The organism is Sphaerisporangium sp. NPDC049457, assembly GCF_055586705.1.
Window position 1 is genome coordinate 308,066 of sequence record NZ_JBVJHR010000006.1, and the last position, 18,868, is coordinate 326,933.

Sequence of the window (18,868 nt, forward strand, 5' to 3'; positions counted from 1 at the left end):
TGAAGTGGTACCGCAAATCACTGACCATCGAGGAAGAACTGGGCAACCGGGCGGGCATGGCCTCCAGCTACCATGCACTCGGCACGATCGCCCAGGACCGTGGTGAGTACGACCAGGCACTGGAGTGGTACCGCAAATCACTGACCATCGAGGAGGAACTGGGCAACCCAGCGGGCATGGCCATATCGCTCGCACAGATCGGAGTCTTGTACACCGAGACAGGCCGGGCTGATGAGGCGGTCGCGTATACGGTGCGCGGTTTGGTCATTTTCGCCGAGCTTCAGGCGCCGCAGATTTCCATGTGTCTGCAATGGCTGAAGCGGCAGCGGGCGAAGGTGGGAGGTGAGCGTTTTCGCGGTCTTCTTGAGGAACATCTGGATGCGGGAAGCGTCGACACCGTTCTCGCATGGTTGGATCAAGCTGGCGGATGATCTTTAGCAGCCCCCACAGGTCACGTCATCGAGACGACGTTCGCCCATCGGGACCGGTTCGACGGCCTAGCTCGCGGCCGGCTTCGGCAGGCCGGAGATGATCATCTTGAAGAGCAGGTCGTAGGTGTCGTCCAGGTCGACCGGGAGGCCGAAACCGCCCGCGGACTCAAGGATGGCGAAGCCGTGGGCGGCTGCGCGCAGGCATCTCGTCGCGTGGATGGCGTCCGCTCCCTCCAGCCCGTACGCGCGGAGCGCGGCGAGGACGATGCCGACCAGCGCCTCGCTCGCCTTGGCGCGTTCGCCGTCCTCGGGCGGCGCGGTCTGGATCATCGCGGCGTACCGGCCCGGGTTGGCGACGACGTAGCCGCGGTAGGCGTCCATGAAGGCGCGCAGGGCCTGGTCGCCGGACCGGCCGAGCAGCGCCTCGCGCAACCGGTCCGCCAGCTCGTTCATGACCCGCACGGACACCAACTCGTTGAGCTCGGCGAGATTGCGCACGTGCTTGTACAGGGACGGTGTGGCGACGCCCGCGCGCCCGGCCACCGCGGCCAGGGTGACCGCGGCCGGGCCGTCCTCGTCGATGACGGCGAGCGCGAGGTCGACAACCGCGCCCGGCGAGAGCCCCGCCCTAGCCACGGACGTCGTCCTTCAGGAAACGCAGCATGGCCTCGGCGACCTCGGCGGGGAACTGCGCGTGCGGGTAGTGACCGGCGCCCTCGATCATCACGACACTGCCGCGACCGGCCGGCATCTCGGCGACGACGCCGTCCGCCTCGGCTCGCGGGCTCGCCCAGTCGGGGTCGAGCGTCCCCATGACGACCAGGGCGGGCACCCGCAGGTTCGGAAGCTGGGCGCCCGCGTCGGTCGGCGCGGACATGCCCATCTTGCCGACCACGGCCATCCGGCCCGGCCGGCGCAGCGCGGTGGCCAGCGCCGTCATGTACGCGTCGTAGTCGACAGGGCGGGCGCCGGGGTAGGCGTGGTCGAGGTAGCGCCGCCAGAACTTCACGCTGCGCAACACTCCGGCGGCCAGCAGCAGCATCATGCCTCTGCGGTGCCGCCCGTTGCGCAGCATGCCCCCGAGGTCGAGCTTCTGCGCCCGGGTGAACGGGCCGATCTCGACGACCGCGCTGACCAGCTCGGGTTCCAGGGCGGCGGCGATGGTGGCCGCGCCACCGGCGAAGGAGTGCCCGACCACGATCGCCGGTCCGCCCAGGTGACGGATCAGCGCGAGCAGATCGCCGGCGACGTCGGTGCGGGTGTAGGAGGGCCATCCGGTGGTCGACTCTCCGTGGCCGCGCAGGTCGGCCTTGGCGACTCGGTAGCCGGCGGCGACCAGGCGGGGTGCCAGCAGGCGGTACGCCTCCCGGCCGTCTCCCATGCCGTGCGCCAGCACGACCAGCGGCCCCTCCCCCGACACGTCGTAGGCCAGCCGCCCGCCCTCGGTCTCCAGGAACTCGGTCATGGTGCCCTCCGAATCAGCTCAGCTAATCTTGTTAGCTTTAAAGCTAAGGCCATTAGCCGATGCCGTCAACTCCCGCTCGCACCGTTGAAGATCCGGTCAAGGTGGTAGTCGATGACCCGCCACACCTCCGCGACGCCATAGCGGCCGTGAAGAACCTCCACGCCCAGCCCGGTGACGCCCGAGACCAGCAGGTTCGCCTCGTGACGCGGATGGACGCCGGGCGGCACCATCCCCGCGCGCCGCGCCTTCGCGATGACCTCGGCGATGAGGCTCTCCAGAGGGTGGGTGCCGTGCAGGAAGACGGCGGCGAGCGCGGGGTCGGCGAGACTGCGCGCGTAGTACGCCTCGTACACGCGCAGCACCATGCGTCGCGGCTCGTCCAACGGCAGGAGCTCGGCCAGGATGGCCCGCAGCACGTCGCGAGGCGCCACCGGGGCGTCCGGTCCCGTCAGCCGGGCGGCGACCCGGCGCTCGTTGTCCTCGTGCAGCAACTGCAGCGCGGCGACCAGCAGTCGATGCTTGCTCTGGAACCGGTACTGGACGGCGCGCAGCGAGACACCCGCCTCCGCGGCGATCTCACGCATGCTCGCCGCGTGCAGCCCACGCTCGGCGGCGATACGCCAGAGCGCCTCGGCCATCCTGCGGCGCACCTGCGAGCCGGCGCCCGAACCCGCACCCGAACCGGGACTCGCATCCGCGTCCGAGCGGGCGTCCAATCGGGCCTCCGACCCCGCACCCGAACTCGAACGCGCATACAGACGCGCATGCGCATCCGAATCCGGACGTGCGTCGGCGTCCGGATCGGCGGCCGGACCGGCCCCCTGACCGGCACCCGAAGCGGCTCCCGGCTCGGCGGCCGCCGAGCCCTCTGGTGAGCGGGGGCGGGGTGGATTCTTCCGCCTCCGGTACGCCTTGGCCTGGCACGCCCGCGAGCAGTACGCGGGCGGACGGCCCAGCGTCGCCGTCGGCAACGACGCGCCGCACACCTGACAGCCCGACGCTCTTTTCATCACGCTCCCCATCGCGATCTTCTGGCTAATGTGTGACGAAAAACCAAAACAGCCAGCACATCGAGCGGCTTACCTGCAAAGCCATGGATACAGTTGTACCGTAACTCGATGAGATGATGGCGGAGGCGAAATAAACGAGGCCTGGTACCGGTTGGCGATGCTTCTCGTGTTCGCCTTAGGCGTGTGGGAGGGGCCGGCGGCGATCGTCTTCCGCCTGTTCACCGACAAGGCGCCCAACCTGTTGACGGCGGCCAACTACCTGCCAGCCCCGTGGTGCTATGTCACCGCCCTCGGCGCGACACTCGTTGCCCTGGCCGTGCTCGCATTCCTGGGCGCCGAACACAAGAAGGTCACAAGCCGCGCCTCCGAGTAAGCCCCCCGGAGCCCTTCCGACTCGATCAGCGCGGCGAGTACATCAGCGCGACGAATACCGGAACGAACTGCTCGCGTATGCACTCCGGACACAGCGGCGCGTCCTCGCCCAAGCCGACCCGGCGCCCAGCGGGTAGGCGTACGCCGGCCCTGGGTGATGGCGCGGCCGGAGCCGGCCGCGGCCGTTCGTCGAGATGGCTTGTCCTCCCCATGTCGACGGCTCGATCTTGACCGATATCCCCTATTTTCAGGGGTGATTGTCTAAAGTCGGAGGGTGAGTGGAGAGCTGGCACCGCGGTCCCCTGAGTGGCGCATGTCCGACGCCGACCGGGAGCGGGTCGCCGAGAGACTGCAGGCGGCGGCGGGCGAAGGCCGGCTGACCCAGGAAGAGTTCGAGCAGCGCCTGAGCGGCGTGCTCGCGGCGCGCACGTTCGGCGAGGCCGAGCCGTTCCTCGCGGACCTGCCAGGGGCTCCGCTCTCGATGCCGCCACAGGAACGGGCCGAGCTGCGCACGACGGCGGCCGCCCTGAAACGGCGCGGCCGATGGATCGTGCCCCGGCAGCTCCTGGTGACGGCCAAGGCGGGGTCGGTGAAGCTCGACTTCACCGACGCCCTCATCTCGCATCGGGTCGTGGAGATCCACCTCGACGTGGTCGCCGGCTCCACCACGCTGGTGCTGCCGCGCGGCGCCACGGTGGACATCGACAACGTCGAGCTTGTCGCGGGCAGCTCACGAGTGCGGAAGGTGACCACCTCCCCCATCGCGGGAGACGGACTCCACTTCGTGGTACGCGGCAAACAACGCCTCGGCAGCCTCATCGTCCGCACCCAACGCCACCTCGTCCACTGGAAGTGGTAACCCTTCACCACCGCCGCCCCTTTCGCGGCACCCTCCCACCACTTCACTGGCTATGGCTGGCCCTCCTCGCCGTGGACCGCCTCTCCGCCACAGCGGCACCGGCCGAACGCGAACGGGAACAGAAATCGGCGCTGCCATAATCATCAATCCGACATTTGGCCCTTCTATCGATTAAGCACAAGATCTTGTCTTAAGTCGGCCGGTCATGTGATGCTGACTCGCTGTGGCGACGGGGGTTACCGAACTTCAAGGCGTCTTGTCGCGGGTCGTACGGCTGGCCGAGGAGAACGCCTCGGCGCTGGACTCGTGCGTCCGCTGCATGTCCGCCAGCGCCTGGGTGGGCGGAGGCGCACCGGCGTTCGCCAAGGCCCTTTCGGGACAACGCACCGCCTTGCAACGCGCGTTCGAGGCCGCGGCCCACGGCATCGTCGACCGCATCCGCCAGGAGGGCGGCCAGGCGACCTACCCCTCGTTCACGACCTCGATCAGCACCCTCAGCGCCGCCGGGCACGGCGACTTCGCCGGCATGAACGTCAACGCCATGACTCGCATGGTCTCCGACCTCCGTCAGGCAGGCCAGAACCTCCCCCTCGCCGGCCGGCGGCTCGACGCCGAGTTGTCGGCCCTCTGCCTTCCCGCCCAGGCCGGCCACCAGGTCACGAGCACCGGCACCTGGGCGGAAGAGCAGTCCCGCGACCTGCGATCACGCCTGGCCATGCTTCAGAAGGAGCAGGACGCCGGCATGGCCACCCGGGCGATGGCCGCGTTCGGCCTCTTCGGCGCCCACGCGTCGGACCCCAGCGGAGCGGGCAAACTGCTGTCCGCCGCGGCCACCGGCGACACCACCGCGCTCAAATCGCTGCTCGCCCTCCAGCAGACCGCCGAAGACCCCTCGCTGGCCGCCCGGGTGAACGTATGGTGGCGGCAACTCAGCAAGACCACTCAGGACCGGCTCATCACCGCGTCCCCCGACCTGTTGGGCAACCTGAATGGCGTCCCCGCAACGGTCCGCGACCAAGCCAACCGCACCCACCTAGCCACCCAGGAGAAAGCGATCACAGCCGATCTCGCCCGCCTCACCGCCCTCGGCACAGCAGGCGACGAGATCAAACAACTCCAACTGAAACTCGACCAGATCAAGGCCGTGAAGGCGAGTTTGCAGCTTGGAGGACAAGAGGGGCGTCCTCCTGCCTATTTGATCGCCCTGGAGCTCGGCGGCCTGGGTAAGACGGCGATTTCCTTTGGAGATCCGGACAAGGCCGACAACATCGTCTCCTATGTCCCCGGAACGGGCAGCACCCTCGGCGGCATCCTGGGCGACGCGAAGCGCGCGGACCGACTATGGAGACAAGCTGGCCTGACCGCCATCGGCAAGAACGTCGCCTCCATGGTCTGGCTCGGGTACGAGGCTCCCCAATGGGAAGCGACCGTGAAGGACTGGGATCACTCAGTGGCTCTGCCGAAAGCCGCGGCAGCAGGAGCGCCACAGTTGGCCGCCTTTACTGACGGACTCCACGCTACGCACCAGCCGGGCTCCGGCGTCAGGCTGACCGTCCTGGGACACAGTTATGGATCACTCGTCACCGGCATGGCCGCCCGTCTCCGTCCTGGGAACTTCGCCGACCAGGTGATCTTCGTGGGCAGTCCCGGAGTCGGGGTATTGCAAGCCAAGCAACTTCACGTCGACCAGGTGTGGGTGGGAGAGGCACCGAACGATCCGGTAGGCGATATCGGCCACGTCAGCACCACGAAAGCGGGAATCGTGGTGGGCACCGGGCCCTTCGGTACCGATCCGAGCAGTCCCCTGTTCGGAGCCAAGCAGTTCTACGCCGAGGGCACCCAAGATCCCCCGTACACTTTCAAGGGGCATTCGAGTTACTGGGATATCGATCAATCGACAGGTTACCAATCAGCCTCTCTCAGAAATATCGCCTCCCTGGTCAACGGCCAATTCGACAGACTGATCCCCTTTCCGATGCCCACCCCCTCACCCACGCCGTTACCGAGCCCTCCCATGCCCGAGCCGACCATGCCGTCAGCGCCTGCGGAACACTCTGGGAACCCGTCACCGCGTCCGCTTCCATCCCCCTTGCCCATGGGAAAGTAGGAGGTCAGATGAGACGACTGGTCCTCATCGCCATTGGCGTCATCGCACTCACCGCGGGCTGCGGCCGAGGAGAAATCGTGGATGGACCGACCGCTACAGGGGGCTCAGATGTGACCGGTCCCACCATGACCCAGGCGCAGGCGTTGTCTCGCGTGGAACAGCTTATCGACGGCACGGTGAAGGCGATCGATCCGAAGCCGAGGCTGGAACTGTACCGGCCCAGTCTCGCCGTGGATCATTGCGATGACCAGGCGGATGACGGCTCGGGGGGACACATCATGGTCAGCCGCACCTACTACCTGCAGGACATCCCCAAAGATCGGCTCGTCGACGTGGCGAGACAGGTAAGGGCGTACTGGGAGCAACAAGGCCACGCCGTCGAGGGAGTCTCCGAGAGCGGCACAGTCATATCCGGCCACTCTCGACCCGATGATTTCAGCCTGTCACTGGACCATGCCGACAATGATGTACTGGCACTGGGAGCCACCTCCCCATGCATCTGGCCGAAAGGTACGCCAGAGCCCACCTCTCAGACCTCTTAGCGTCTACTGCGGACCCAGCTCAGCCGAACTCGCCGCGCCTGACTCCGGCGACGAACGCCTGCCATCCGCCGCGATCAATGCGCACCATGGGGCCATCCGGATTCTTGCTGTCCCGAACTATCCGGCGACCGCTAGGCACCGTGGCCACCTCAAGGCAGTTCTCCTGCTGGCCGCTGTAGCTGCTCTTGCGCCAAGTGGGGGTCAGCGAGGGGTGATCCATCTCTACTCCCGTTGTAGACGAGCGATCAGCGATGCGACGTAGGCGACCGACTCTTCCGCCGTCAACGCCGCAGCCAAGACGCGGTTATGAATCAGCGTATATGCCTGCACCTCCTCCGGTCTTTCCAGGAAGAGCGAATCAGTCGGGGTCTCCATGTAGACGATGGACGGATCGAGGTCTCCCGCGAAGTCCAGGATGACGAAACCACAGGCCATCGCCACATGCGCACCGGCCGAGTTCGGAAGTACCTGAATCGTGATATTTGGGAGTTTCGCCATCTGCATGATGTGCTTGAGCTGCTCGGCCATGACATCGGCGCCGCCCACCAGCTTCAGCAGAGCCGCCTCATCGATAACCGCCCATAGCTGGGGTGGATCCTCCCTGGCCAAGATCCTCTGGCGAGCCAATCGGCCCTCAACGCGACGGTGCACCGCACCTTCGTCCTCTTCGAGCACCTGGCCGGCCCGGAAGATGGCTCGCGCGTAACCGGCCGTCTGCAGCAATCCGGGCACGAACGCTATCTCGTATGTTCGCAGCTGCGTGGCATCCGCCTCGAAACCGGGCAGACTACCCCGGAAAATGTCCTTGTAGCTCTGCCACCAGCCTTTCTCCCTCGACTGCCGGGCCAGGTTCAACACGGCCTCCCGAACATCGCCGTCGGTGACACCGTAAAGATCAAGGAGGAGTCGGACGTTGCTGACGTCCGGTCGAGTCCACTTGTTCTGCTCCATATGGGTCAGACGCCCGCGCGACCACTCCAGACGCTTACAGACGTCGTCATGGGTCAGGCCGGCCTGTTCGCGGAGCCGGATGAGCTCGGCACTGAGACGTCGCCGTTTGACGGTGGGACTACCTGCCATGTGATGCCTCCTTCGCGATCAGTGGCAGAGCCTACGCATCATCGTCATGCACGGTGAGTGATTGGCCGAATCCGGCCAGTTGCACTTCGGCCTTGAAAGTTGGCATCGCAAACGCCAGGATGTGTGGCCAGTGACAGTACGTAGTCAGCAAGTCACGATTTTCGACATGTCCTGATCAGCCACATTGATCCGGCGAGTGTCGAGAACCATGGCGCTCACCTCAAGGAACGGCTACATGACGGCAGACAGGACGAAGGGGCAGCACCGACGTGGAAGCTCTGAACGGCGGGTTATGCCTTGCCACTGGGACGCCGCCGAACGTGCCACCGCTGAGCATGTGGATCAGTTGGAGCCGACATGGGCTGTTTGGTACGGGGTGGGGAGTCGTCGGTTCTATGCCGTTGCGACGTGGGCGGCGCCTGGGCCGCTGATCGTGGACGCGCGGTCGGCCGATGAACTGCGCGACCTCATGCGGGAGGCCGAAGTGATCTCGTCGGCCTTCGGCGGCACCGCGTCCGAGGCCGAGGTCCCTCGGCCGCCATTGACCTCCAGCCGGACACCGAAACTCACCGCGCTCTCTCCCCTAGGAGCCTCGATGATCGAAACACCGGACGGGCTTCGCACCGTCAGCTGGGACCTGCCGCACGAGTTGGCGGCGGTCGGCAGGGCGCGGCACATGGCGGGCGAGATGCTCGCCGCATGGAACCTCGCCCACCTCGCGGACGACGTGGTGCTGGTCGTCGGGGAACTGCTCGGGAACGCCATATCCCACGGCGCGCCCCCGATCAGGCTCTCCCTGTGGTCAACGGCCGCAGAGCTGAGCGTGCGGGTCACCGATCACGGCCCGGGGACACCCCGCCAGCTCGACCTGGGGCTCGACGCCGACCACGGGCGCGGGCTGCCGATCGTGGCCGCGCTGGCCGGCGACTTCGGCGTCATCCCCCTGGCCGACGGCCCAGGCAAGACGGTATGGGCCCGCTGGAAGACCCGTCCCACCCCTCCGCGAGGCAGCACCGCCGAGAGCATGATTCCTCGCCCCCGCACATCCCTGGACCCGACCTCGCCACCCCCGGTCACCGGCAACGGCCACCACCGCTGACGACTACGGCCCGGCACCGGCATGTCCGCTACGACGTGCGGCAGGCTGTAGTCCCCGGTCATCCCTTGGCCGAGCACCAACGACCGTAGTATTCGAGATCACGTCGACGGCGACCGGACAGATCGATGTGATGACGGCGCAGGGAGTGTGATGGGGCAGACGGTACCGTTCCTGCGGCGGGTGCGGGTGACGAACTACAAGAGCATCGCCGGCTGCGAGGTCGTCTTCGCCCCGCTGCTGGTCCTGCTGGGCCCGAATGGCGTAGGGAAGAGCAACTTCGTGGACGCGCTCCGGTTCGTGGCGGACGCGCTGAACACGACGCCGACCGATGCGGTGGCCAAACGTGGTGGTCTGGGTGAGGTGCTCAGGCAGGCGCCCGACGCCGCGGACGAGTTCACCATTCACCTGGACTTCACCATCGAGGCGGCAGGAAAGCCGTCGTTGGTGGAGTACACGTTCACCATCGGCCGGGACTCCACCGGACGCCGGCCATTGGTGATCAAGGAGGAGCACTGCGTCATCCGTCATGAGCCGGACGATTCCCCGGCAAGCGAGATCCGGTTCGACATGGTGGACGGGCTTGTTCTCGGCGGTGGAGGCATCGAGCGAGATCGTCTCTATCTGCCGCTGGCCGCCACCCACGAGGACTTCAGCGACGCCTACCACGACCTCCGGGACATGCTCTTCCACCATCTCGACATCGATGAGATGCGACGACTCCATCCAGTTCAGCGGGTCGGAAAAGTCGGCTACTCAGGGCAGTACATCGGCCCCGTCCTCGGGGAGCTCTCATACAGGTATCCCATATTCAAGTCTCGCCTCGACGACTATCTCAAGGCGATCGTCCCGGACGCCCTGGGCATGGACGAGCGGGTGATCGACAAGTACTCCACCGTGGAGTTGCGCACCCGCGCCGGGGGGCGACCGTTCGGCCCCGAGGCCATCTCGGTCGGCACGCTACACGCGGCAGGGGTGCTCGCCGCGCTGTTCCAGCCCGCCGTAATGGACGGGCGGGCGAAGATGGTGGCGATCGAGGAACCCGAGACCGCCCTCCATCCGGCCGCCGCCGGCGCCTTGTTCGACGCGCTGACCGAGGCGAGCGAGCGGGTGCAGATTCTGATCACCACGCAGAGTGCTGACCTGCTGGATCGGGATGATGTCGATCCGACCTGTGTCCGGGTGGTGACGATGACCGAAGGGATCACGCTGATCGGTGAGATCGACGAGGTCGGCCGGCGCCTTCTCCAGGACAGGCGGACCACCCTCGGTGAACTCATGCGCGGCGGCCAACTCCAACCGGAGGCGACGGAGTCGAACCGTGTGCTGCCTGAACCGACCAACGCCGCCCTGACTGGCGGCCACTGAAGTACAGTTCAGTGGACTGTACTTCAGTGTCGAGGTGATGACTCTTGGTGGAGAAGCCGGGGCATGTGTTCGGGCGGGAGTGGGAGTGGGAGGCGCTGAGCGAGTTCGCCACCGGCACTCAGGCCGAGGTGGCGTTCGGCGTGGTCAGCGGCCGACGGCGGCAGGGGAAGACCTTCCTGCTGCGGTCGCTGGTCGAAGCGCTGGGGGGCTTCTACTTCGAGGCGACCGAAGGGACGGACGTCGAGTTGCTGCGCCTGTTCGGCATGGCGCTCGCCCGGCACACCGGCTCGCCGGTGGGGTATCCGTTCGCCGACTGGCGCGACGCGCTCACCTTCTTCTTCTCGCTGCCCAAGGACCGTCCGATGCCGCTGGTCATCGACGAGTTCCCGTACCTGATGAAGGCCAACCTCGCCATCCCGTCCATCCTCAAGCAGGAGATCGACCTTCGCGGGCGCACCCATGGCGGCAGCAGCAACGCGCGCGTCCTCATCTGCGGCTCGGCGCTGTCGGTCATGGGCAAGGTCCTGGCCGGGCAGGCGCCGCTGCGCGGGCGTGCACGTCTGGAACTCCTCGTACAGTCGCTGCCGTACCGCGAGGCGGCCGACTTCTGGGAGGTGTCGGATCCGCGGCTGGCCGCGATGGTCCATGCGATCGTCGGTGGCACTCCCGCCTACCGGGACGAGTTCGTGGCGGGCGACCGCCCCGCTTCGCCGGGGGATTTCGACGCGTGGGTGGTGCGCACGGTGCTCAACCGGCGGACGTCCCTGTTCCGTGAAGGGCGGTACCTGCTGGCCGAGGAGCCGGCCATCCGGGATCCCGCCCTGTACCACTCGGTACTGGCGGCCGTCGCCGAGGGCAACCAGACCTGGGGCGGCATCGCGGGTTACATCGGGAAGAAGTCGGCGGACATCGCTCACCCGCTCAGCGTCCTGGAAGACTGCGGCCTGCTCGTCAAGGAGAAGGACGCCTTCAGGACCGGACGCACGCGCTACCGCATCGCCGAGCCGCTGATCACCTTCTACCAGGCGATCATGCGCCCCGAATGGACCGACCTCAGTCTCGGCCTGGCCGAGGAGGTCTGGGCACGGTCACGGCAGCGCTTCCTGTCCAAGGTCATGGGCCCGCATTTCGAGAGCCTCTGCCGGGAGTACGTCCTGCGCTACGGGCGGCACCACTTCGGCGAGGGCGGCATCGGCGAGGTCGTCGCCGGGACGGTGGCCGACCCGGGCGACAAGGCGCAGATCGACGTGGACATCGTCGCGCTCGGCGTGCCGTATCCGGGCGAACCGCGCGTGATCAAGTCCTTGGGCGAGGCCAAGTGGGACAAGGTCATGGACCTACGGCACCTCGGCCGGCTGCGCAGGGCCCGCGACCTGCTGGCGGCCAAGGGGTATGAGACCGCGAACACGGTGCTCGCCTGCTACAGCGGCGCCGGCTTCAGTGAGGACCTCCGCGCCGAGGCCCGCCGCGATGCCGGCGTGCTCCTCGTGGACATCCCCATGCTGTACACCGCCGGATGACCGTCGGGCGTCGCCGTGAGGGCGGCGATGGTCAGGGCCACCTGATCATTGTGTTGCAGGCCCTTAGTCGTGAGGGACGGACCGAGGTCGATATTCGGTGGTCCACCCGCCCCCTGAGGACGCAAGATAAGGCGCGTGACTCTGGCCACCCCCATGCTGCACACCGCTCGCCTGCGACTGCGCCCCTTCACCGACGCCGACGCGGACGCCCTCTACGCCCTGCATAGCAGCACCTACGTGATGCGCTACTGGGACACCCCGCCGTGGACCGAACGGGCCCGCGCCGAGCGTTTCATCATGATGTGCCGGAAGATGGCGGACGAAGGCACCGGGGCGCGGGTGGCCATCGACCGTGTCTCTGACGGGGCCTTCGTCGGCTGGTGCGGTCTGACCAGATGGAACCCGGACTATCGCAGTGCGTCACTGGGCTACTGCCTCGATGAGGCGATGTGGGGCCACGGCTTCGCGACGGAGGCCGCGCACGCGTTGCTGCGGTGGGCGTTCGACACACTGGACCTGAATCGTGTGCAGGCCGAAACCGATACGCGCAACGTGGCATCTGCCCGGGTTTTGGAGAAGATCGGATTCGTACGCGAAGGGACGTTGCGCGAAGACTGCATCGTAAACGGTGAGGTGTCCGACTCGTGGGTGTTCGGGTTGATCAGGCGAGAGTGGCAGCCATCGGCCGCGCCGATTCCAGCCTGCTAAGAGCTCCGCACCACCCCATTGTGTCAGGAGCTCTTAGTCACGCCCGTCGTCCAGGCACGCCCGCAGCAGCGTTCGACCATCAGCCGGCGTCGAGGACCTCGCGTAGTTTGCGGGCGAAGGCCTCGGGCTGGCCTGCGTAGCCGAACTCGCCGCCGAGGAAGCCGCCGTGGTGGCTCGGGAAGACCGTCGCCTCCTGGCCGAGCAGCTCGGCGGTCGCCACCGCGGTGCGGGCGGTGAAGGTGTCCAGGGATTCCTCGCCCACCGCGATCACGACACGAGTCGGCGCCGCGGCGAGCGCGTCGACGTCGGGACGGTAGCTGCTGACCGCCCACGACAGGTCGGAGAGCAGCGGATTGTCACGGGAGCCGTCGTCCTCGGCCGGCATCCCGAACGCGGCGGGATCAGGTGCGGGCTGGGCGAAGTAGTCGTCGGTGTACTCGCCCCGCCACGAGGTCATCGCCATGAAGGCCGCCATGCCGGCGCCCCAGCCCTTGGCCTCGTACGCGTCCCGGACGCCGGCCCGGGCACGCTCGGCGGCCGGGGCGTCGGAGAGCACTGGGATGAGCGGCGGCTCGTGCGCCACCAGGGTGGTCACGTCGTCGGGGTACGCCGCCACGAGGGCGAGCGCGGTCACCGCACCGCCGCTGCTCGCGAACATCTCGACCGGGCCCGCGCCGAGCGCCTCGATGACGGCGTGCACGTCGGCGGCCTGGATCGTGGGCACGAAGTCGGTGCGGCCGTCCTTGCGGGTGCTGCGGCCGATGCCGCGCGGGTCGTAGGTCACCACGGTGCGGTCGGCGAGCTGCGAGGTCAACGCCCTGAAGCCGCTGGCGTCCATCGGCTGGCCGATCATCATCAGCGGTGGGCGTCCGTCGGCGGTCGGCAGCGGGCCGTGGACGTCGTAGGCGAGGTCGACCTCGGGAGTTTCGAGGATTCGCGTCGTCATATCGGTGTACACCCCTTTCACATCGAACAATTTATCGAATCCTATGCCCCTGGCGCCTGAGAACTGACGACCGAAACTCATCCGTGGGCGGCCCCGTACCGGCAGAGCGGATCGCGCGCAGCCGCATGGGTGCGGAGGTGGAAATGGTCCTTGCCCGGTCGAGCCATGGCACGGCATGGTGGCGTGGGGCCGGGGGTGGCGGTGTCCCCCGAACGGTGGTGGAGGAGCGTGTCGTGCGGATCGCGGTCTGGACCATCGTCGGCGGGGCCGTCGCCGCGACCGTCGTCCATCACGCGTTCTCCATCTCCAAGGGCGGTGCGACAGACGTGACGAGCGCGACCGCGCTCACCGTGACCGCTCTCGCCGCGGGCGGATGGCTGGCCGGACGGGCCGCGACTCGGCGGATCGGGCTGGTCCTCCTCATCAGCGGGGTGCTGGGATCGGTCGAACCGGTGCTCTGGCTCTGGAAGCTGATCGGGCCTCCGTTCCCTGAGACCGACGGCCTCGCCGTCGGGTACGACCAGTGGCTGACGTACTGGCTGTGGGTGCCTCAGGTGCTGCTGATCCTGCTGATCGCCATGGCCCTGTATCCGGACGGCCGCGTGCGGTGGCGGACCGCCATGGGGATCGCCGTGGCCGCGGTGGTCACGGCGTCGGCCGCGGTCGCGACCTACAGCTGGCCGCGCAGCGACGGCGGCGCGGGCGGCAATCCGCTGAGCCTGCCGCCAGGGCAGGCTCAGTTGCTGCAGTGGACCGCGCTGGCCCTGGTGGCCATGGCTCTGGTGGTCGTGCTCGCCTCGCTGGCCGTTCGCCTGCGGGGCGCCGGCCGGGCCGAGCGGCGGCTCCTGCTGATCCCGTTCGCCGTCGCCGTCGCGACGCCGGCTCAGATCGCGCTGTTGCACTTCCTCCCGTACGAGGCGCGCGACCTCGAGTGGACGCCTCTCATGCTGCTCGTGGCCGTGACCGTCGGTCTCAGCCGTGCGGTCACGGCGCAGCGGCAGCCGAGCGGGCCGGCGCACGGACGTCAGGACGTCTGCGGGCTTGCGCGATCACACACGCCCCAGGGCGGCGTGGACGGCGGGGAGGGTGGCGGCGCGGAAGGCGGCGTCGAGTTCGGCGGGGGTGGCGGTGACCTCGCCGTCCAGCCAGGCGCGGAGCAGTGCCATGAAGGCGCCGACCACGCAGATGACGAGCAGATCGAGTGACGGCGACGGCCGGACGCCTGCGGCGATGAGCTCGTCCCGGACGATGGCGCTCAGCAGTTGCTCGCCGCGCGCCGCGATCGGGCCGCCGCCACGTCTTCCGAGCAGGGCCCGTACGAGGCGTCGCTGTTCCAGGGCGTGTTCGAACATCGGCAGGCTGAACGAGAAGAGCTTCTCTGAGCGGGCCGCCGGTGCGGGATGGAGGAAGTCGAGCTGCTCGACGTTGCTGAACAGCACGTCCTGCTTGTCGGTGAAGTGGGCGTAGAACGTGGAGCGTCCGATGTCGGCGCGGTCGATGATGTCGGTGACCGTCACGGCGTCGTAGCCCTTGTCCAGGATGAGCGCGACGAGCGCCTCCTGGACGGCGCGCCGGGTGCGCCGGACCCGTCTGTCTTCGGACACTTTCCGGCTCCTGTTCGGTACGGCACAGCGTGGCCGATCTGCTCGTTGACTCCACCACCCTAGTGAACGCACCATTCATTACTGAACAGATCGTTCGGAAATGAAGGAAGGACGACCATGGGCCTGGGGAAACTGCTGCACGACCACGCCGAGCACGCCGACGCGGGCGGCACCATCGACCGTCCACGCGCCTACGAGTTCTTCGTCACGATCGGCTTTCTCGGCGGGCGCCGTGCCGTGTTCACCCGGCTGGCGACGCTGGCCAAGCCGAGGGCGGGTGACCGCGTCCTGGACGTCGGCTGCGGCACCGGGTATCTGAGCCGGGTGCTGGCGCCGGTCGTCGGCCTCAGCGGGCACGTCACCGGCCTCGACGCCTCCCCCGCCATGGTCGACTACGCGCGCCGCCGGGCTCCGGGCAACTGCGACTACGTCGTAGGTGAAGGGCAGGACCTGCCGTTCCCGGACGGCACGTTCGACCTGGTCGTGTCCAGCTTCGCCGTCCACCACATCCCTGCCTCGGCCAGAGCGGAGGCGCTACGGCAGATGTTCCGCGTGCTGCGGCCGGGAGGGCGGCTGCTCATCGCCGAGTTCCGCCCGCCGACGGGTCATGTGGCCGGGCATCTGATGGGCCTGTTGACGGGCCCGGCGATGCGGCACGGCCCCGCCGAGCTGCTCGGCACTCTCATCCCCGACGCCGGCTTCCGGGTCGAGTCGCAGGGGGACCTGCCGTTCATGCAGTACCACGTGCGCGCGGTGCGGCCGGAGGAAGCGGACGGCTGAGCCGCCGGACACCGGGGGCGCCGGCGCGAGGCGAAACGATGGGCGGGTCAGACGATGGGCGGGCGGCCGAGGCGGAGCATGCGCCAGGCGGTGCCCCACGACATGGGGCGGCGCTCGCCGGCCGGCTCGCGCAGGCCCTCCTTGAAGCCGCGGAACCATGACCTGATCGCCACGGAGGACCGCTCGCGCAGCAGCGTCAGCAGCATCCAGTCGAGCAGGTAGAGGACCGCGAGCGGCCAGGGGAGGTTGCGGCGGGCCAGCCAGACCCGGTTGCGCGCGTTCAGCCGGTAGAAGTCGGCATGGCGCGTCGGCGGCACCTGCGGGTGGTACATGACGGCGTCCGCGTCGTACTCGATGCGGTAGCCCTCGCCGAGCAGGCGCCAGGCCAGGTCGGTCTCTTCGTGCGCGTAGAAGAACCGGCCCGGAAGCCCACCGACCTGCAGGAACGCCGAACGCCTGATGGCGCAGGCGCCGCCGAGGAAGGTGGTCACCGGCGAGGAGCGCTGCGGGTCGCCGGCGCGGAGCCGGGGGACGTGGCGCCGCTGGCCGACGCCGCCGTCGGGGTCCATGACCCGGAAGGAGATCACCGCGAGGTCGGGCTCGGCGGCGAAGCGCTCGCGGACGTGGGCGGCCACCTTGTCGTCGGCGTACCAGCCGTCGTCGTCGAGGAACAGCACGACATCGCCGGTGCACTCGCGGACGCCGTGGTTGCGCCCCTCGGGGATGCCGACGTTGTGCGGGATGCGGACGGTGCGCACGGTGGCCGCACCGTGCTGCGGCACCTCGGCGAGATGCGGCACGTCGGCGCCGTTGCCCACGACGATGACCTCGACGTCGCCGTCGGTCTGCGTCAACGCGGACTCGACGGCCCGGTCAAGCTCGGCGACCCGGTTGCCCATGGTGAGAATGACACACGAGATCTTCAACGCGTCATCGCCTCGACGCATGGAGAACGCATTGAGTCATGTTCACCGAGTCTGTGTGAGCGGGTCGTCTTAGGTGTCGCCGGGTACTGCGAAATAAGCGTATCGGAACTGTCAGCGAACCCCCGCCAAACTGCGGCGGCGAGTCTGGTGACGGCTCTTGAGAGATACGACGCCGTGGGGCCGCCGCCGGTTCCGACACGTTGTCATCTCGCGCGAACGGCCCCGCCTCACATCACGCCAGCCGCCTGGACGCCAGGATGCTGACGAGGTGCAGAACGGTCTGCAGCACGGCGAACACGACGCAGGCCACGGTGAGCACCTGGGTGGCCGTCAGGCCGCCCGCGATCGCGTCCCAGAGGGCGGCGAGCACCGCGATGATCGACAGTTCGACGGCCTGGATCACCCGGTGGAACCGCAGCGCCGCCGCGATCTTGCGGGCCGCGCCGAGCCGGCGGGACTGGAAGTGCTCGGCCGCGGCCTCCGTGGTGGCGGCCAGGCCCGAGCGGGCGCGGGCGACGTCCACCAGGTCGGTCTCGGACTTGATCAGGATCGCGCCGAGGGCGGCGGCGAACCCGAGCACGGTGTACCAGTCGGGCAGCGTCTCGGAGGCCCGGAAGCCCAGCCCGATGAGCAGGGCCGCCTCGGCGAAGTAGTGGCCCACCCGGTCGAGGTACACGCCGGTGATCGACGTGCGGTGCGTCCACCTGGCCAGCTCGCCGTCGGAGCAGTCGAGCAGCAGGTAGATCTGGATGAGCACGGCCGCCGCGATCGCCGCCCACAGGCCCGGCAGCGCCAGCACGACCCCGGCCAGCAGCCCGGCCACGATCATGAGGCCGGTGACCTGGTTGGGGGAGATCGGCGTGCGGGCCAGCGCCCACGTCACGTAGATCGAGAGCTTGCGCATGTAGAGGGCGCCGGCCCAGTGCTCGCCCGAGTTGCGTTGCATGGTGGTCTGAGGCTGCGCGACCGCGCGCAGCTCAATGACCGACGGCCCGGACATATTCCTCCACCCGGTCGTGCACCTCTGCCTCGGACAGGCGCAGGTGCTCAAGGATCGTGTACCGCCCGGGACGGGTCGACGGCGCGAGCATCACCGCGGCGGTGAACTGCTCGACCGTGAGGCCGACATCGGCAGGGCTCACCGGCAGTCCGTGATGGCGCAGGCAACCGGTGACCTGCGACAGCCGGTGCTCGTCCTCCCGCAGGAAGAAGCAGAAGGCCGCTCCGACACCGGCGAGCTCGCCGTGGTTGGAGGTGCCTGGGTAGAGCTGGTCCACGGCATGAAGGATCTCATGATCTCCACCGCTGCTGGGACGCGAGGACCCGGCCACGACCATGGACATGCCCGACAGGATCAGCGACTCGGCAAGGACGGTGAGAAACGCGTCGGACTCGACCGAGTCGCCGCGCCCGAGCACGGCCTCCGCGCTGGTGCGGGCCATGGAGACGGCCAGGCCGTCGATGGGCTCGCCGCGTTCGACGTTGCCGAGCTGCCAGTCTTCGATGGCGGACAGGTTGCTGATCACGTCGCCGACGCCCGACCGCACGAGCGCCGGTGGCGCGCCGTGGACGAAGTCGAGGTCGACGAGGATCGCCAGCGGCATCGGGACGCCGAACGACCCCTTGCCGCTGTCGTGCTCCAGCGAGGAGACCGGCGAGCAGATGCCGTCGTGGGAGAGGTTCGTGGCGACGGCGACCATCGGGATGCCCGCCAGGGACGCGGCGTACTTGGTCACGTCGATGGTCTTGCCGCCGCCGATGCCGACCACGGCCTCGTAGGCGCCCTTGCGCAGGTCGGCGCCGAGCGACACGGCGGCGTCCACCGAGCCGTCGGGGACCCGGAAGACCTCGGCGTCGCACAGCGTCGACGCGATCAGCCCGGAGATGTGGGCGCCCTGCCCCGCGCCGACGGCGACGGCGACCCGCCCGGAGGTAGCCACCCGGCTGTCGGCGAGCAGCGCGCCGAGCTCGGCGACCGCGCCCCGGCGGACGTCCATGGTCAAAGGCGCCATGAGCATCCGTGCTAGCAGCGGCATTCGCGCTCCCGCCCTCTC

General features: G+C 68.3%; 20 protein-coding genes. 10 read left to right on the forward strand and 10 right to left on the reverse strand.

The window, feature by feature from the left end; genetic code table 11:
- The coding region (locus ACZ6QO_RS12235) for a tetratricopeptide repeat protein (protein ID WP_465850094.1) at positions 1 to 431 on the forward strand (431 nt) is incomplete at its 5' end.
- Between the two features lie 66 nt (positions 432 to 497).
- On the opposite strand, the gene ACZ6QO_RS12240 is transcribed toward ACZ6QO_RS12235, so the two are convergent.
- From ACZ6QO_RS12240 to ACZ6QO_RS12250, 3 genes are all read right to left on the reverse strand, one after another.
- Entirely contained in the window at positions 498 to 1,067 is a 570-nt protein-coding gene (locus ACZ6QO_RS12240; RefSeq protein WP_465850096.1) for a TetR/AcrR family transcriptional regulator, read from the reverse strand.
- Positions 1,060 to 1,896 carry an alpha/beta fold hydrolase gene (locus ACZ6QO_RS12245; RefSeq protein WP_465850097.1) on the reverse strand — a complete coding sequence of 279 codons (837 nt, stop codon included), beginning with the start codon at positions 1,894 to 1,896 and terminating at the stop codon, positions 1,060 to 1,062. The genes ACZ6QO_RS12240 and ACZ6QO_RS12245 overlap by 8 nt, the downstream gene beginning before the upstream one ends.
- Before the next feature lie 65 nt (positions 1,897 to 1,961).
- Entirely contained in the window at positions 1,962 to 2,534 is a 573-nt protein-coding gene (locus tag ACZ6QO_RS12250) for a TetR/AcrR family transcriptional regulator (RefSeq protein WP_465850098.1), read from the reverse strand.
- Between the two features lie 529 nt (positions 2,535 to 3,063).
- Between ACZ6QO_RS12250 and ACZ6QO_RS12255 the strand changes: the two genes are divergently transcribed.
- From ACZ6QO_RS12255 to ACZ6QO_RS12270, 4 genes are all read left to right on the forward strand, one after another.
- The gene (locus ACZ6QO_RS12255; RefSeq protein ID WP_465850100.1) at positions 3,064 to 3,279 is read left to right on the forward strand and encodes a hypothetical protein; all 216 of its coding nucleotides are present in this window, start codon (positions 3,064 to 3,066) and stop codon (positions 3,277 to 3,279) included.
- 273 nt (positions 3,280 to 3,552) lie between these two features.
- Entirely contained in the window at positions 3,553 to 4,137 is a 585-nt protein-coding gene (locus ACZ6QO_RS12260) for a DUF1707 SHOCT-like domain-containing protein (RefSeq protein ID WP_465850102.1), read from the forward strand.
- Positions 4,138 to 4,360: 223 nt separating this feature from the next.
- Positions 4,361 to 6,244: an alpha/beta hydrolase gene (locus tag ACZ6QO_RS12265; RefSeq protein ID WP_465850103.1), complete on the forward strand. Its 1,884-nt coding sequence runs from the start codon at positions 4,361 to 4,363 to the stop codon at positions 6,242 to 6,244.
- Positions 6,245 to 6,252: 8 nt separating this feature from the next.
- Positions 6,253 to 6,786, forward strand: a complete 534-nt coding sequence (locus tag ACZ6QO_RS12270) for a hypothetical protein (RefSeq protein WP_465850105.1) — start codon at positions 6,253 to 6,255, stop codon at positions 6,784 to 6,786.
- Positions 6,787 to 6,805: 19 nt separating this feature from the next.
- Here ACZ6QO_RS12270 and ACZ6QO_RS12275 read toward each other — a convergent pair whose 3' ends face one another.
- Positions 6,806 to 7,006, reverse strand: a complete 201-nt coding sequence (locus ACZ6QO_RS12275; RefSeq protein ID WP_465850106.1) for a DUF397 domain-containing protein — start codon at positions 7,004 to 7,006, stop codon at positions 6,806 to 6,808.
- A 2-nt stretch (positions 7,007 to 7,008) separates the two neighbouring features.
- Complete coding sequence (locus tag ACZ6QO_RS12280) at positions 7,009 to 7,866, reverse strand: helix-turn-helix domain-containing protein (protein ID WP_465850108.1); 858 nt, start codon at positions 7,864 to 7,866, stop codon at positions 7,009 to 7,011.
- Positions 7,867 to 8,461: 595 nt separating this feature from the next.
- Here ACZ6QO_RS12280 and ACZ6QO_RS12285 point away from each other — a divergent pair.
- From ACZ6QO_RS12285 to ACZ6QO_RS12300, 4 genes are all read left to right on the forward strand, one after another.
- Positions 8,462 to 8,965, forward strand: coding sequence for an ATP-binding protein (locus ACZ6QO_RS12285; protein ID WP_465850110.1), 504 nt, complete (start codon positions 8,462 to 8,464; stop codon positions 8,963 to 8,965).
- A gap of 150 nt (positions 8,966 to 9,115) precedes the next feature.
- The gene (locus tag ACZ6QO_RS12290; protein WP_465850111.1) at positions 9,116 to 10,330 is read left to right on the forward strand and encodes an AAA family ATPase; all 1,215 of its coding nucleotides are present in this window, start codon (positions 9,116 to 9,118) and stop codon (positions 10,328 to 10,330) included.
- Positions 10,331 to 10,377: 47 nt separating this feature from the next.
- Positions 10,378 to 11,850 (forward strand): ATP-binding protein, encoded by a 1,473-nt coding sequence (locus ACZ6QO_RS12295; protein WP_465850167.1) that lies wholly within the window; start codon positions 10,378 to 10,380, stop codon positions 11,848 to 11,850.
- A 135-nt stretch (positions 11,851 to 11,985) separates the two neighbouring features.
- Positions 11,986 to 12,558, forward strand: coding sequence for a GNAT family N-acetyltransferase (locus ACZ6QO_RS12300; RefSeq protein WP_465850113.1), 573 nt, complete (start codon positions 11,986 to 11,988; stop codon positions 12,556 to 12,558).
- A 79-nt stretch (positions 12,559 to 12,637) separates the two neighbouring features.
- Here ACZ6QO_RS12300 and ACZ6QO_RS12305 read toward each other — a convergent pair whose 3' ends face one another.
- Together ACZ6QO_RS12305 and ACZ6QO_RS12310 are read right to left on the reverse strand one after the other, a co-directional pair.
- Positions 12,638 to 13,504 carry an alpha/beta fold hydrolase gene (locus tag ACZ6QO_RS12305; protein ID WP_465850114.1) on the reverse strand — a complete coding sequence of 289 codons (867 nt, stop codon included), beginning with the start codon at positions 13,502 to 13,504 and terminating at the stop codon, positions 12,638 to 12,640.
- 1,049 nt (positions 13,505 to 14,553) lie between these two features.
- Complete coding sequence (locus ACZ6QO_RS12310) at positions 14,554 to 15,108, reverse strand: TetR/AcrR family transcriptional regulator (RefSeq protein ID WP_465850116.1); 555 nt, start codon at positions 15,106 to 15,108, stop codon at positions 14,554 to 14,556.
- 117 nt (positions 15,109 to 15,225) lie between these two features.
- Here ACZ6QO_RS12310 and ACZ6QO_RS12315 point away from each other — a divergent pair, with 117 nt between their 5' ends.
- Positions 15,226 to 15,888 (forward strand): class I SAM-dependent methyltransferase, encoded by a 663-nt coding sequence (locus tag ACZ6QO_RS12315; RefSeq protein WP_465850118.1) that lies wholly within the window; start codon positions 15,226 to 15,228, stop codon positions 15,886 to 15,888.
- Between the two features lie 47 nt (positions 15,889 to 15,935).
- Here ACZ6QO_RS12315 and ACZ6QO_RS12320 read toward each other — a convergent pair whose 3' ends face one another.
- The 3 genes from ACZ6QO_RS12320 to ACZ6QO_RS12330 all read right to left on the reverse strand — a co-directional run bounded on the left by ACZ6QO_RS12320 (position 15,936) and on the right by ACZ6QO_RS12330 (position 18,832).
- On the reverse strand, positions 15,936 to 16,835 hold the full coding sequence (locus ACZ6QO_RS12320; protein ID WP_465850120.1) for a glycosyltransferase family 2 protein: 900 nt from the start codon (positions 16,833 to 16,835) through the stop codon (positions 15,936 to 15,938).
- Between the two features lie 211 nt (positions 16,836 to 17,046).
- Positions 17,047 to 17,814, reverse strand: coding sequence for a CDP-alcohol phosphatidyltransferase family protein (locus ACZ6QO_RS12325; protein WP_465850122.1), 768 nt, complete (start codon positions 17,812 to 17,814; stop codon positions 17,047 to 17,049).
- Positions 17,792 to 18,832 (reverse strand): iron-containing alcohol dehydrogenase family protein, encoded by a 1,041-nt coding sequence (locus ACZ6QO_RS12330; RefSeq protein ID WP_465850169.1) that lies wholly within the window; start codon positions 18,830 to 18,832, stop codon positions 17,792 to 17,794. Before ACZ6QO_RS12330 ends, ACZ6QO_RS12325 begins: the two co-directional genes overlap by 23 nt.
- Between the last annotated feature and the right edge of the window lie 36 nt (positions 18,833 to 18,868).